Genomic DNA, 14924 nt, shown 5'->3' on the forward strand with positions numbered 1-14924 from the left:
CGCGCATTCAGTAGGACCGGTTTTAGCCGGGAAGCTGTTGATCTTGATCTTCATACACAAAAGGTTCAAACACCGAAGAACGCGACTTGGGTGCAGGCTGAACGCAGGTCTCGCGGAGTGGGCCGAGCGGCATGGATGCCGCGAGAGCCGCCCCCCGCCATGGATGGCGGATGGCGGCGGGCCCACGGAGCGAGACCGAAGTGAAGGAACCCCGACGCAGGAGGGGCCCAACCAGGAGCAGGCACCCTTGGTTACTTGGGGTGCTTTTCCAAGTAACTCGCCGAAGGCGAAACAGTCTGCCCCCAGGCAGACGGTCTTGATCTTGATCTTGATCTTGATCTTGATCTTGATCTTGGAAAGCGACCCACGATTGGATTGAACTTCTCACCCCTGAACCTGCCGACTACAGAGCTGCCGGACACACCGTCCGCTGAGAAATGGAGGCTTATACATGCCAGACGCAAACGGCAAAATCCGCTACGCAGTGGTCGCTGGAGGCTGGATCTCCCAAGGCGCATTCATGCCGGGACTCGAACAAACCGACAACTCCGTCATGACCGCCCTCGTCACCGGCGACCCCATCAAGGCCGACCAACTAGCGGCACTCTACGACCTCAAAAGCTACCACTACGACGAATTCGACACCCTGCTCAACTCCGGCGAAATCGACGCCATCTACCTGGCAACCCCCAACTTCCGCCACCGCGAATTCGCCGTTCCGGCACTCGAAGCCGGCATCCACGTGCTGCTCGAAAAGCCCATGGCCGCCAACGAAGAAGACTGCCTGGCCATCGCCGAAGCCGCCAAGCGCTCAGGCGCCAAACTGATGGTTGCCTACCGCCTGCACTTCGAGCCCGGCACCGTCGAAATGGTCCACCGCGTGCGCGCCGGCGACCTCGGCGACCTGCGCCTGTTCACCGCCACCTTCGCCCAGACCACCGACCCGGCCAACCACCGCATGCAGAGCGGCTTCGACGCCGGTCCCGTGGCCGACATGGGCCCGTACCCGATCAACGCCGTGCGCAACCTGTTTGCCGCCGAACCGATTGAAGTTCACGCCGTCGGCATCAAGACGCCGGGCCGCGAGATCAACACCTTCGACACGGTCAACGTGACACTGCGCTTTGCCGAAGAACGCCTGGCCACCTTCACCGTAAGTTACAGCCTGCCGTCCACCGAGCGTTTCCAGCTGATCGGCACCAAGGGTGAGTTTGAAGCCTCGCCCTGCTTCGGTTTCGGCGAAGGCGTGGCGATCGGTTACCGGGCGATCATCGACGGCCAGACCACCGAGCACACGCACCCGGTGGTCGACCAGTTCGGCGGTGAGACCCAGTACTTCTCCGACTGCATCCTGCAGGACCGCGAGCCGGAGCCGGACGGCGACGAAGGCTGGCGCGACGTGCGGGTGGTCGAGGCCATCGAACGCGCGTTGACCACCGGCCAGCCGCAGAAGCTCGAGCCCCTGCCGGAACGCCCGGGCATCAGCATCGAGCAAGCTCGTCGCCTGCCGCTGGCCAAGGTGCCCGAGTACATCAACACGGACGAGCCGAACGCCTGATCGACTTATGGGTCGGGTATGACTACCTGACGCATGTTGATCACCGCTCAATGCCCGGCTATTTTGATGGCCGGGCATTGCTCAGCCCCCCTCACGGCTGCGCGCCTTGCGGCTGAAAAAATGCAGTTGTATGATGACTGTCGACTTTGCGATGAGCCGCTGAGCTTGTCGCCGCTACGCTTCATACGATTTCGAATTCCCCATCAGGCTAAATGCCTGATCGATTCGCCCCAAAAATAACAGGAGAAGCAGATGCCTACCGTTCTCGGTCAGAACTTCATCGGCGGCGCCCGCAGTGGCCTCGGCGAAGCACGCCATAAAAGCCTCGACGCCACCACTGGCGAAGCACTGCCCTACACCTTCCATCAGGCCACCGACGCGGAAATCGACGCCGCTGCCTCGGCCGCCAAAGACGCCTTTCTTGAATTCCGCCAGTTGAGCCCGGCCCGTCGCGCCGAGTTCCTTGATGCCATCGCTGACGAACTCGACGCCCTGGGCGATGACTTCGTGGCCCTCGTCTGCCAGGAAACCGCGCTGCCGGCCGGTCGTATCCAGGGCGAGCGTGGCCGTACTTCCGGCCAGATGCGCCTGTTCGCCAAAGTCCTGCGCCGCGGCGACTTCCTTGGCGCGCGTATCGATCAAGCCCTGCCGGATCGCAAGCCGCTGCCACGTGTCGACCTGCGCCAGCAGCGCATCGGCGTCGGCCCGGTGGCCGTGTTCGGCGCCAGCAACTTCCCGCTGGCCTTCTCCACCGCCGGCGGCGACACCGCTTCGGCACTGGCTGCCGGTTGCCCGGTTGTGGTGAAAGCCCACAGCGGCCACATGGCGACGGCTGATCTGGTGGGCAACGCTATCATTCGCGCTGCCGAAAAAACCGGTATGCCAAAAGGCGTGTTCAACATGATCTTCGGCAGCGGCGTCGGCGAAGGCCTGGTCAAGCACCCGGCCATTCAAGCGGTCGGCTTCACTGGTTCGCTGCACGGCGGTAACGCCCTGTGCAAACTGGCCTCCGAGCGTCCGCAGCCGATTCCGGTCTTCGCCGAAATGTCGAGCATCAACCCGGTGGTACTGCTGCCTGGCGCCTTGACGGCGCGCGGCACTGCCATCGCTGGCGAACTCGCCGCTTCCGTGGTCATGGGCGCAGGTCAGTTCTGCACCAACCCGGGTGTCGTGATCGGCATTCGCTCCCCTGCCCTGACCGCGTTCACCGAGCAGCTGACCGAGCACATGGGCGGTCAGCCACCTCAAACCATGCTCAACGAAGGCGGCCTGCGCAGCTACAGCAAAGGCGTCGAGAAGTTGCTGGCGCACAAGAGCGTCACGCACCTGGCCGGCAAGCCGCAGGAAGGCAAGCAGGCCCAGGCTCAGCTGTTCAAGGCCGACGTCAGCATGTTGCTGAACGGCGACGAATTGCTGCAGGAAGAAGTATTCGGCCCGACCACGCTGCTGATCGAAGTGGCAGACGACGCGGAACTGAAAGCCGCACTGCTGGCCCTGCGCGGCCAGTTGACCGCCACGCTGATCGGCGAAACCGCCGACTTGCAGAAGTACCAGTGGCTGGTGCCGGTGCTGGAAGAGAAAGTCGGCCGCATCCTGGTCAACGGCTACCCAACCGGTGTTGAGGTGTCCGATGCCATGGTTCACGGCGGTCCTTACCCGGCGACCTCCGATGCGCGCGGTACGTCGGTGGGCACCCTGGCGATCGATCGTTTCCTGCGCCCGGTCTGCTACCAGAACTACCCGGACAGCCTGCTGCCGGCGGCGCTGCAAAACGCCAACCCGCTGGGCCTCAAGCGCCTGGTGAATGGCGAGTGGAGCACTGACGTCATCGCGTGATGAGGGGGCCTGATTCGTCAGGTCCGATCCGTCAGACCTGAATCCTCAGAGCCACGAAAAACGGCGCGACCCTGTAAAGGGCCGCGCCGTTTTTTTCCTGATGACACGTCTGGAGCGTTGCCGGCGAGCCCTCAGCTGTCGCTGTTCCTAGTCTCACTTGCGCCGATAACCGAGGGGCGGCGATCATGCGTTCGATTCAGTCCTTCACTTCTGGATACAGCTATTAACGACGGAGGTAGCCTGGTGGATAAAAAACAGGTTGAAGTGGGCAGTCAGAACGCTGAAGCGTCAATTTGGCAGACTGCCGAATGGCTGAACAAGCCGAGCCATTGCCAAAGCATCGCTGAACATACGTTAGAAATTGTGACTGACCTTCAAACCGATTTCTGGCGTGAAACCCATTACGGGTTCATTCGAGACAGCGGACATTTCCTGGGGTTTGAGACCACTGGTGGCTTTACCGCTCAAATCAGAGTGAATGCCGATTTTCGCGAGCTCTATGACCAGGCGGGGATGATGGTCAGGCTCAATGAGGAGACCTGGTTGAAGGCAGGAATCGAATATAACGATGGAATGCCAATGATCAGTAGCGTGCTGACACGCGGCACGTCGGATTGGGCACCCTGCAGCTTTTCTGGCGACCCAACCGATTTCTGGCTTCGTGTGACCGTTTCCGATGGAGTGCTGCGCCTGCAATACTCCACCGACGGAATGACCTGGCCGCTGCTTAGACTTGCTCCCTTTCCAGACGCGGACCGCTACACGGTGGGTCCTATGTGCTGCACACCGGAGCGGCAAGGGTTAAAGGTGAGCTTTTCCGAATGGTCATTGACCCCGCCCCTCGGGCGAGACCTGCACGATTTGACCTAGCCAATCTCCCGGCTGCTTACGCTTGGCCAGCCTGCATCCCGCTTCCTCTCGCTGTGGAAACCTGAACATGAATGAAGAACTGAGCATCGTCGACCTGCAGGAAGGCACCGGCAAGGCCGTCGTCAAAGGCGCGCTGATCATCACCCAATACACCGGCACCCTGGAAGACGGCACCGTGTTTGATTCCTCGTGGGAGCGCGGCAAGCCGTTTCAGTGCATCATCGGCACCGGTCGGGTGATCAAGGGATGGGACATCGGCCTGATGGGCATGAAGGTCGGCGGCAAACGCACGTTGCGGGTGCCTGCGGCGCTGGCATACGGCGAGCGTTCGATGGGCGCGCACATCAAACCCCATTCGAATCTGGTGTTTGAGATTGAATTGCTGGAAGTGCTGACGCGGGATGAGTGAGGAATGTTTCAGCCGATGGATGTTCATCGGCATGTCATGGCCCATTCGCGAGCAAGCTCGCTCCCACAGGGAATGGCGGCGTACCCAAAATCCCGGCAGAACCAAGAGCCGTGCGGGTGTGCGCAATCGGGAGCAGGACCTGCTTTAGCCGGGAAGAGGTCAGTGCGTACGCCATGAATCTTGCGGTGTGGCTCCCGACGCATTCCCGGCTAAAGCCGGTCCTACAATGGGAGCCCGTCGCAGGCCCTGCAGATGAGTGCAATCCCGGTGGGAGCGGCTTCAGCCCGCGGAATTTCGGACCTACGCCTGCATCAACACCCGGGCCAGTTTCTTCGCCAGTTCCTCTTCCTTGTACGGCTTCTGCACGATCAGCTTCGGGTCGACGTCGAGGATGTCGATGTCGGCGAAGCCGGTGATGAACATGATCGGCAGCTGCGGGTGGTCGCGGCGGACGATTTCCGCCAGCTCGCCACCGGTCATGTTAGGCATGGCGAAGTCGGTCAGCAGCAGTTCGATGCCGGCGTCGAGCTTCTTCAGCGCTTCGTCGCCGCTGTCCGCTTCGACCACCGAATACCCCAGCGAGACCAGCATCATCGCCGTCACCGAGCGTACGTCCGGGTCGTCGTCTACCAGCAGAATCGTGCGGTGCTTGGTGTCCGCATCGGCGCGGCCGGGCATGTCGGAGGCGCTGACCACCGGGACCGCCGTGCGCGCCACGCTGGGCAGATACACCCGCAGCGTGGTGCCGGCGTTTTCGGCGGTGTCGATGCTCACGCCGCCACCGGACTGCTTGGCGAAGCCGAACACCTGCGCCAGACCCAACCCCGAGCCCTTGCCCACCGCCTTGGTGGTGAAGAACGGTTCGAAGGCCTTGGCCAGTACTTCCGCGCTCATGCCGCAGCCGGAGTCACTCACCGACAACACCACATACGCGCCGGGCTCCGGATCTTCCTGCCGTAACGGCAGGCGATAAACCATCTCGTTCCAGGTGCTCAAGCGCAGTTCCCCGCCCTGGGGCATAGCGTCCCGGGCGTTGATCGCCAGGTTGAGGATGATCATCTCGGTCTGCGTCGGGTCCACCAACGCGCTCCACAGGTCCTCGGCGAGTTCGGTTTCCACCCAAACGCTGCCGCCCAATGCTCGACCCAGCAGCTCGCGCATGCCGTCAATCGTGTCGTTGAGGTTCAGCGCAACGGGCTCCAGGCGCTGGCGACGGGAGAACGACAGCAGCTGACTGGTGAGCTTGGCACCCCGCTCGCCCGCTTCGCGGATGTTCTGCAGGCGCTGCGGCGACTTGGTGAACACGCCTTTTTCCAGATCCCGGCTGAGGAAGTTCGCGCTGGTCAGGATCACCGTCAGCAGGTTGTTGAAGTCGTGGGCGACGCCGGCGGTCAACTGGCCGACTACCTCGAGCCGCTGCATCTGCTGCAAGGCGGCCTCGACCCGTTCGCGCTCCTTGATCTGATCGCGCAGACGCTTGTTGGTCGCCGCCAGTTCGTCCACCACCGCCCGCTCGCCGGTGATGTCGCGGACCGCGGCGTACATCAGCCCGTCGTCCGGCACGATGGTCCACGAGAGCCAGCGAAAGCCACCATCGGCATGGCGCATGCGGTTGACGAAGCGCGTGGTCACGTGGCCGTCGGCAATGCTGGCGGTCTCGCGCAACGTGGCGGCAAGATCATCCGGATGGATGAATTCGCTCAAACGCTGCTGGCCGACCTCATCCCGACCCCATCCCAGCGTCGCCTCCCACGCCGGGTTGAGGGCGATTGGCGTCATGTCGAAATGCAATACACCCAGCAGCTCCCGGGACAGCTCCCAGGTGCGGTCACGCTCGCGGGTTCGCTGAACCACGCGTTCGCCAAGAATTTCATTGAGCTGAAGCAGCGCCTGGGTGGCATTTTTGCGTTCGGTGATGTCCTGCATGACACCGGTAAAGCGCACGCACTGGCCGTCTTCGAACAGAGAGCGGCCATTGGCGAAGACCCAGCGCTCCTCGCCCTCATCGGTAATCAGGCGGTGCTCGATCTGGAACGAGGTGTCCACCGTCAGCGCGGCCATGACCTTGCTGTGCAACTGATCGCGGTCATCCGGATGGCAGAGCAGGAACATGAGGGCGAGGGTAACGTGGGCGTCGGCTTCAACGCCGTAAAGCGTTTTACAGCGCTCGTCCCACAGCAGCGTGTCGGTTCGCGGATCGTAGGTCCAGACGCCCATGTCGGCCGCTTCGATCGCCAGATGCGCACGCACTTCCGCGACTTGCAGCGTCTTCTCGGCGTACAGGCGCTTTTCCCGCTCCTGCACTTCGGACACCGCGCGCACCACCGCCTTGGGCAGCATTTTCATGTTCTGCTTGAGGACGTAATCAATGGCGCCCATGCGCATCATCTCGACGGCATGCTGCTCGCCGAAGATCCCCGAGAGAAAGATGAACGGCGTCTTCGGGGCCAGCCGCAACGCGCTATTGAGCACGTCGGCTCCTGACGAGCCCGGCAACAGATAATCGCTGAGAATGAGGTCGAAACGTGCGGCGGTCAGCTCACGTTCGACGTCCTGGTGGTTGTAGACCAGCGTAGCGTCGACCTTCAGCCCACTGTTTTCGAGGGTGAGGAGAATCAGCTCCGCATCGAGCGAACTGTCTTCGACCAAAAGCAATTTAAGCTGCGATAACGACATGGATAAAAGTCATTGTTCCAGTAGGGGCTTGCGCGAATGCGTTGACGCAGGCCAGCAAGCGCCGGATTCAGGAGCCCGGGCGACGGGCGAGTCGCAGGGAACCCGGCGGTGGCTCGTTCAGGACTGCCCAGAACACGCCAAGATCCGAGATCGCCGAGACGAATTCCTTGAATTCGACCGGCTTGACCACGTAAGCGTTCACACCCAGCGAGTAGGCGCGGTCCAAATCGGGTTCTTCGCGGGAAGACGTGAGCATCACGACGGGAATGCTGCGCAGTTCCTCGGTTTCGCGGATGACCTTGAGCACTTCAAGGCCGTCGACTTTTGGCAGTTTCAGGTCCAGCAGCATCACCGCCGGATTGCCCACCACGCGATCGTGATGGTGGTTGCGGCGCAGCAGGTAATCAAGGGCTTCTGCACCGTCACGCAACACAATAACTTCGTTGGCCAACTGGCTACGTTCCAGAGCGACAAGGGTCAGCTCGAGATCGTTCGGATTGTCTTCCACCAGAAGAATGGGTTTAAGCACTGGGCGTCTCCTTCGACACTCAAAGAGTTACGGTCAAACCGCGCTTGGGCAGCGCAAAATAAAAAGTGGCGCCATGGCCCAACTGGCTGTGCGCCCACACAGTGCCGTCATGGCGTTCGATGATCCGTCGGACACTTGCCAGGCCAATGCCGGTGCCTTCGAATTCCTCCATGCGGTGCAGGCGCTGGAACACACCGAACAGCTTGCTGGCGTAGGCCATGTCGAAGCCGACGCCGTTATCGCGGATGAACACCACGACCTTGCCGTCTTCCTCGTAACTCCCCACCTCGATCACTGCCGGGTCCTGGTTGCGGGTGTACTTGATCGCGTTGGACAACAGGTTGCGCATCGCCAAATGCAGGAACGCCGCATCGGCAATGACCACGGGCAGTGGACCGGTGACCTTCCACTCCAGCGCGCGGCCTTCGTAATCAGGCAGCATTTCCCGGCGAATCGACTCGACCATGGCATTCAGGTCCACGTCGGAGAAACGCATCGCGGAGCGGCCCATCTGCGAGAAGCTCAGCAGGTTGTCGACCAGCGTACCGGCGAATCGTGCCGAATCACTGATGTTTTCCAGGAAGCGTACGCCTCGGTCAGACAGCTTGCTGCCTTCGATGTCATTCAACAGCTCGGCGTACCCGGCAATGTGGCGCAACGGCGCGCGCAAGTCGTGGGAGACGCTGTAGGAAAACGCTTCGAGCTCTTTGTTGGATTTCTTCAATTCATCGGCCAGTGCGGCCATTTCTTCAGCCTTGCGCAGGACGATGCCGAGCACGGCCGCTCGCAGCTCGATCACCGCTTCGCAATCCATGTCGTCCCACGGTCGGGAGAACCCGCGCACGGTCTGCTGCCACAGGGCGAAGCTGTGACGCGGGTTCAGCGAGCCACTCGGGCTGACACTTTTTTCCGGTTTGCCTGCCCAGTTGACCACGCGAGCCTGCTCGGGCCGGAACCAGATGATGAAGTTGGAATGCAGCTCGGAGATCGCCGTCGCCAGCACGCCGCTGACCGAGGTGGCCAGCACGGGCAGCTCGGGAATGTCGCGGCTGATGTTGTCGGAGCGGAAGACCTCGTGGGGATCACGGCCGCTCAGCCACTCGGCAAGCTTGACGATCTGCTCGCGCTCGGGGGTTTCGCCGTAGACATCGACGCTGGCGCCGGAAATCACCGCCGCGCCGCTGGCACCGACGAAACCCAGCAACACCTCGGGCATCGCGCGCAGGCCGCCGGTCACGCTGTCGAGGTCGGCCATGGCCGCGAGCATCTGCACGATTTGTCGGCGCAGGCTGAGCATGCGCTGGTTGGCGGCATGGGCTTCCTTGCTCTCGATCTGCAGGGACAAGACGCTGCCCAGCAGTTCACAGGCGGTCCGGGTCTGGAAGCTGACCCGGCGCGGCGTCGCGTGGTGGCAGGAAATCAGGCCCCACAACCGCCCGCGCACCACGATGGAGATCGACATCGAGGCCATCGTCTGCATGTTGCGCATGTACTGCAGATGCACCGGCGACACGCTGCGCAACGTGGCGAACGTCAAGTCCAGCGGTGCGCCGGTCAGGGGATTGTTGGCGGGTAACAGCGGCGATGGCTGGTAGTTGGCGTTTTCAATGACGCGAATACGGTTGGCCAGATACAGCGCCCGGGCCTGGGCAGGCACGTCAGACGCCGGGAAGCTAAGGCCGAGCAGGCTTTCATAGTCGTCATCTGCCGCTTCGGCATTGACCAGGCCGTTTCCATCGACATCGAAGTGGTAGGCCTTGACCCGACCGAAGCCGGTGATGCGCTTGACCTCGGAGACCGATCGCTGACACAGCGCTTCGATGCTTTCGTCTACGGTCATCTGGCTGATGAACCCGCGCATCAGCGGGTAAACATTGCCGTAGGCGCCGGTCATGTCACCGGCCGGCTCGAACTCGGCGATCAGGACATGATCGTGACGATGAACCATCATGGTCATCGGCTGAGCCGTGCTGGAACCCGAAAGGAACCACACTTCACCGATGTGGAACGGGTTCTGTTCTTCTTCAGGCAGCGCTTGCAGCCGTTGGAGCAGCCGCTCGGGCTCGGCGAACACGCGGGTGAGGGTGGCGCCGATCAACGACTGGGGCTCCAGCCCGAGCCAGTCGCTGACATTGGCACTGACTTGAATGATGGTCGAAGCCGCTTCGTCGATGACCAGCAGAAAGCCCTGGGGCTGAATGCTGCCGGGGATTTGGATCGGTTCACGCGCGCAATGCTCAATCGCGCCCTGAAGGCCGTCGTCGTCGCTAAGGGTCAAGGTCTCGCTCCTTCACCGTCAACGTTTGGGCAAACGGCGTCGGTAATATGTGCCGGAAAGGCGGCACGGATGGGGATGCCACACACGGTAACAAAAACCGACCGGCTCAAATACTCCGAACTGACTGATTCACGAGAAAAAAACCATTCATTCGCATTCAGCTGTCGACCATGGCCCTCACTTTCGACAGAAATTCCACCAACTGGAAGGGTTTGAGAATCATGTCCATCCGTTCGCCCAAAAAGTCCTGACGATTGAGCGCGTTCTCGGCGTAGCCGGTCATGAACAGCACCGGCAGGTCGGGACGCCAGCTTCGGCCGCGCTGGGCCACCTCACGGCCATTCATTTCGGGCATCCCGACGTCGGTGAGCAACAGGTCGATGGTACTGTCGTGCTCAAGGCAGGACAGCGCCTTGCCGACATCGGCAACCGGGGTGCAGCGATAACCGGCATCGGTGAGGATTTCATTGACGAACATGCGCACCGAGGCCGTGTCTTCAACGATCAGTACGTGCTCCCCTGCCCCCTGCGCGACGACGGCGGCAGGCTGCTGCGGCTCGACGCGCTGCTCGTCCGCCGCCGGCAGCAGCAGCGTAACCTCGGTGCCGTGGCCGACAACGCTGCGAATCTGCACGTCGCCACCCGACTGGCGGGCGAAACCATAGATCGTCGACAGGCCCAGGCCGGTGCCCTGGCCGATGGGCTTGGTGGTGAAGAACGGGTCGAACACTTTATCGATCAGATGGTGCTCGATGCCGACGCCGTCATCGCGCACGGTCAGGGCAATGTACGCGCCGTCCGCCATGCGGGAATGACCCTGGGAATAGGTCTCGAAGGTACTGATCCAGATGTTTCCGCCCGCGGGCAACGCGTCACGGGCGTTGATCACCAGATTGAGCACGGCGCTTTCGAGCTGGCCGGCGTCGACCATCGCCACAGCGCTGCGCGACGTCAGCTCAAGGGTCAGGCAGATACCTTTGCCGATGGTGCGGCCCAGCAGGTCTTCAAGGGAGCGCACGTACTGATTGACGTCCGCAGCGCGGGTGTCGAGGGGCTGCTGGCGAGCAAAGGCCAGCAGACGATGGGTCAATGCCGACGCGCTTTTCGCCGACGCCAATGCGGCATCGGCGTAGGTCATGACTTTTTCGGTGCGACCGTCTTCGGTGCGCTTCTTGATCAGCTCAAGCCCGGTGACGATGCCCGTCAAGAGGTTGTTGAAGTCGTGGGCGATGCCGCCGGTGAGCTTGCCGATGGCGTCCATTTTCTGCGCCTGCAGCAACTGCTCTTCGGTCCGGGCGCGCTCGGCAACTTCGTGGGCGAGCCGGCTGTTGACCGAGTCCAGCTGCTGCAGATGCGACTGTTCGCGGCGGCGGTGCTCGGTGACGTCTTCGATGAAGACCAGGCTCATGCCGCTGACCCGATACGGCGACACCTGCCATTCGGTTTCGCGCAGCTCGCCCTTGACCCGCATGCTCAGCGTGCCCATCCAGCGCTCGCCCGCTTCCAGCGCTTCACGCAGCCCGTCCAGCGCCGAGCCCTGGTCTTCGCTGAAGCTGCGCAGCACCGAGTTGTCGCCAGCGGCCTGCCCCAGCAACTGGGCAAAGGCATGGTTGGCTTCGTGGACTTTCAGATGGCCGTCCATCACCGCAATCGGCGCCGAGACGTTGGCGAAAATTTCGCGAAAGCGCTCTTCGCTGTCGCGCAACGCGTATTCGGTGTCACGCACCCGCAGCAGTGTGCGCAGGGTGGCGAGCAGCACGTCGGGGTCGACCGGGTGCACCAGATACGCGTCCGCGCCGGCTTCAAGGCCGGTCACGATGTCGCCGGTCTGGATCGAGGCCGCAGAGACGTGAACCACCGGCAACAGCGCCGTGCGGGGCGCAGCGCGCAACTGCCGAACGATGTCGAAGCCGCTCATGTCCGGCAGGTTGACGTCGAGAATCAGCGCGTCGGGGATCCGCTCGGCGATCAGCGCAAGGCCTTCGGTGCCGGTGCCGGCTTCCGATACCACAAAGCCCTGGCGCTCCATGCGTCGACGCAGGGCGTAGCGGGTCGCGGTGTTGTCATCAACGATCAGCAGCCGGGTTTCAGGCTTCATCCGCAGGCTCCTGGGCCAGTGCCAACGGGATCACCACATAAAACGTCGAGCCGACACCGGGCTCGCTCTCCACGCCCACGTGGCCACCGAGCAATTCGGCGAAGCGTTTGCACAGGGACAAACCCAGCCCCGTCCCGCGCAGGCGTTTTTGCAGCGGCGAGTCGACCTGAATGAAATCTTCGAACAGCGCGCCGTGGAGCTCCTGAGGAATACCGATGCCGGTGTCGGTCACCGCAAAGCGAATCGAGTCCTCGGACTCCAGCCGCGCCGACACCCGTACTTCGCCGCGCTGGGTGAATTTCAGGGAGTTGGAAATGAAGTTGCGCAGGATCTGCCCGAGCTTCTGATCATCGGTGTAGAGCCTCGGCAGACCCGCGGGCTCTTCGAAAATGAGGTCCACGGCCGAGGTGTCGACGATAGGCCGGAACATCCCGCGCAGCGCCGAAAACAGATCGAACATGTCAAACCACGCCGGCGAGATGGAAATGCGGCCCGCTTCGATCTTCGCCAGGTCGAGCAGGTCATCGACCATGTCGCTCAATTCCCGCGCGGCGTTGCTGACAAAGGCGACCTGCTTGTGCTGTTCCGGGCTCAACGTGCCGTCCAATTCGTCGGACAGCAGGCTGGCGATGCTCAGGATCGAACCCAGCGGCGTGCGGAACTCATGGCTCATGTAGGCCAGAAAACGGCTCTTCAGGTCAGAAGCCTGGCGCAGCTGCTCGGCCTGCATGTCGAGCTCGCCGTACAGGGCAAGTACGCCCTGGTTCGTCTCGTCGAGCTCGGCGCGAAGGGCTGCCGCTTCGGCTCGCACGCGCTGGAGCTCGAGTTCGGTCGCCAGTGCGGGGGAGCCCTCGAGCGTCTCGCGGGCAGTGTTGTCAGTCATCGAGCGTCTCCAGAGCCATCACCAATACCGTTACATCGTCCCTGCCCCGGCAATAATCGCGGTGTAACACCGCTGCAATGATCGCCGGGTGTCGGTACATCAGACCCGGATAGTCGCGAAGATTCCAACGCGATTGCAGGCCGTCGCTGAACATGATCAGCAACTGACCGGTGCAGTCGGCGTAGTCAATCGGCGGAATCTTCCGGTATTGCAGGCCTACAATGCCCGGGTGCGAGGGTATGCCCCGGGTTTTGTCGTCGCCGATCAGCGTCGCGCCGATATTGCCGATGCCGATGAAGCGCAGCTTGCCTGACGCGCCGTCAAACAGCGCCAGGGCAGCCGCGCCGCCCCGGCTGCCGCGCATGTCGAAGTGCAGGTCTTCCAGCAGCACACTAGGATCGGCGAACGGGTTGCGTATGAACGCCCGGGCACCGGCCATCCCGGCCTCTTCGGCCTCAGGGCCATGGCCCAGGCCGTCGATCATCATGATCGCCACCTGTTGGCCCTTGACCGCAACTTCCCACACATCGCCACAGGCCGGGTCATCGTGCAGCGACTGCTGCGTGATGCCAAGGCGCAGGTCCTTCACCACGCTTTTGCGCGGAAAGAAACGCGCCAGCAGCGCGCTGCCGCGAGCGTCGCTGTGCACGTCGAACACTTGCGCCTGACGCAGAATCGACCCCAGGCCGATGCCCTGGGTGCCACGGCTGGAAAAGCCGTCGGCCATGCAGTTCTGCACGTCGAACCCCTTGCCCCGGTCGATGGCAATGATCTCGACGCCCGGCACCGCAGAAGCTGCGTCGCCGGAAACATCGCCGGGCAGCACACGCACGTGCAATTCGCCGCTCTGCGCGTGCTTGAGAATGTTGCTCGCCAGCTCCGTGGTGACCAGCGCAACGCGGCCGCAGTCGGCCTCGTCGAAGCCGGCCTGTTCGGCGAGCTTTTGCGCGGTGCGTCGGGCGTGGCCGACCTGACTGATGTCCTCGATGGGCAACACCTGAGTCAAGTGGCTGTGCACGCTCACGTCCATTTGCAGATCGTCACACGGGTGCCTGCGCCGGGCGCGGTGTCCAGCTCGAAGTCGTCCACCAGCCGCTTGGCACCGGTCAGGCCAAGGCCCAGACCGCCGCCGGAGGTCCAGCCGTCGGTCATCGCCAGCTTCAGGTCGGGAATCCCCGGACCTTCGTCGCGAAAGGTCAGGCTCAGGCCAACGCGCACGCCGTCCTCGATGATCTGCCAGTCCATGTCACCGCCGCCGCCATAGACCATGGTGTTGCGCGCCAGCTCGCTGACCGCTGTCACCAGTTTGGTCAGGTCGATCAGGCGCATGCCGCATTCCTGAGCCAGCTTGCGAGTGGTCTGGCGGGCCAGCACGACATCCTGCTCGATGCGAATGGGTTGAGTGCCGCTGCTGCGCACGCTCATTGGGAATAGGCTCTCTCGCGCAGCAGTTTCATGCCGCGCTCGACGTTCAGCGCAGTGCTGACGCCCGGCAGGGTCATGCCCAGTTCGACCAGGGTGATGGCGACAGCAGGCTGCATGCCCACCAGCACGGTTTCGGCGTCCATGATCCGCGACAGGCCGGAAATCATGCCGATCATCCGGCCAATGAACGAATCGACCATGTCCAGTGCGGAGATGTCGATGAGCACGCCACGGGCCGAGGTACGGCTGATGCGTTCGGACAGGTCGTCCTGCAGCGTCATCGCCAGTTGGTCATGCATGTCCACCTGGATAGTGACGAGCAGAAAGTCGCCCATCTGCAGAATCGGGATGCGCTCCATGGG

General features: G+C 62.5%; 12 protein-coding genes. 4 read left to right on the forward strand and 8 right to left on the reverse strand.

Annotated features, from left to right (window positions below):
- Positions 1-451: 451 nt before the first annotated feature.
- From IFT47_RS05860 to IFT47_RS05875, 4 genes are all read left to right on the forward strand, one after another.
- The gene (locus IFT47_RS05860; RefSeq protein WP_192172040.1) at positions 452-1558 is read left to right on the forward strand and encodes a Gfo/Idh/MocA family protein; all 1107 of its coding nucleotides are present in this window, start codon (positions 452-454) and stop codon (positions 1556-1558) included.
- 252 nt (positions 1559-1810) lie between these two features.
- Complete coding sequence (locus tag IFT47_RS05865) at positions 1811-3394, forward strand: aldehyde dehydrogenase (NADP(+)) (RefSeq protein WP_192172041.1); 1584 nt, start codon at positions 1811-1813, stop codon at positions 3392-3394.
- A 291-nt stretch (positions 3395-3685) separates the two neighbouring features.
- Positions 3686-4264, forward strand: coding sequence for a DUF1349 domain-containing protein (locus tag IFT47_RS05870; RefSeq protein WP_342345364.1), 579 nt, complete (start codon positions 3686-3688; stop codon positions 4262-4264).
- Between the two features lie 67 nt (positions 4265-4331).
- Entirely contained in the window at positions 4332-4673 is a 342-nt protein-coding gene (locus IFT47_RS05875; RefSeq protein WP_192172043.1) for an FKBP-type peptidyl-prolyl cis-trans isomerase, read from the forward strand.
- A 300-nt stretch (positions 4674-4973) separates the two neighbouring features.
- On the opposite strand, the gene IFT47_RS05880 is transcribed toward IFT47_RS05875, so the two are convergent.
- From IFT47_RS05880 to IFT47_RS05915, 8 genes are all read right to left on the reverse strand, one after another.
- Positions 4974-7349, reverse strand: coding sequence for a hybrid sensor histidine kinase/response regulator (locus IFT47_RS05880; protein WP_192172044.1), 2376 nt, complete (start codon positions 7347-7349; stop codon positions 4974-4976).
- Between the two features lie 67 nt (positions 7350-7416).
- The gene (locus IFT47_RS05885) at positions 7417-7878 is read right to left on the reverse strand and encodes a response regulator (RefSeq protein ID WP_192172045.1); all 462 of its coding nucleotides are present in this window, start codon (positions 7876-7878) and stop codon (positions 7417-7419) included.
- Positions 7879-7897: 19 nt separating this feature from the next.
- Positions 7898-10156, reverse strand: coding sequence for an ATP-binding protein (locus IFT47_RS05890; protein ID WP_192172046.1), 2259 nt, complete (start codon positions 10154-10156; stop codon positions 7898-7900).
- Between the two features lie 157 nt (positions 10157-10313).
- Entirely contained in the window at positions 10314-12254 is a 1941-nt protein-coding gene (locus tag IFT47_RS05895; RefSeq protein ID WP_192172047.1) for a response regulator, read from the reverse strand.
- A complete protein-coding gene (locus tag IFT47_RS05900; protein WP_192172048.1) occupies positions 12244-13137 on the reverse strand; it encodes a sensor histidine kinase in 894 nt (297 codons plus the stop codon). The genes IFT47_RS05895 and IFT47_RS05900 overlap by 11 nt, the downstream gene beginning before the upstream one ends.
- Positions 13130-14161, reverse strand: a complete 1032-nt coding sequence (locus tag IFT47_RS05905) for an ATP-binding protein (RefSeq protein WP_342345365.1) — start codon at positions 14159-14161, stop codon at positions 13130-13132. The genes IFT47_RS05900 and IFT47_RS05905 overlap by 8 nt, the downstream gene beginning before the upstream one ends.
- Positions 14158-14562, reverse strand: a complete 405-nt coding sequence (locus IFT47_RS05910; RefSeq protein ID WP_192172050.1) for an anti-sigma regulatory factor — start codon at positions 14560-14562, stop codon at positions 14158-14160. Before IFT47_RS05910 ends, IFT47_RS05905 begins: the two co-directional genes overlap by 4 nt.
- Positions 14559-14921 carry an STAS domain-containing protein gene (locus IFT47_RS05915; protein ID WP_192172051.1) on the reverse strand — a complete coding sequence of 121 codons (363 nt, stop codon included), beginning with the start codon at positions 14919-14921 and terminating at the stop codon, positions 14559-14561. The genes IFT47_RS05910 and IFT47_RS05915 overlap by 4 nt, the downstream gene beginning before the upstream one ends.
- Positions 14922-14924 lie beyond the last annotated feature (3 nt).

This window comes from Pseudomonas sp. CFBP 13711 (genome assembly GCF_014842265.1).
Lineage (GTDB): Bacteria > Pseudomonadota > Gammaproteobacteria > Pseudomonadales > Pseudomonadaceae > Aquipseudomonas.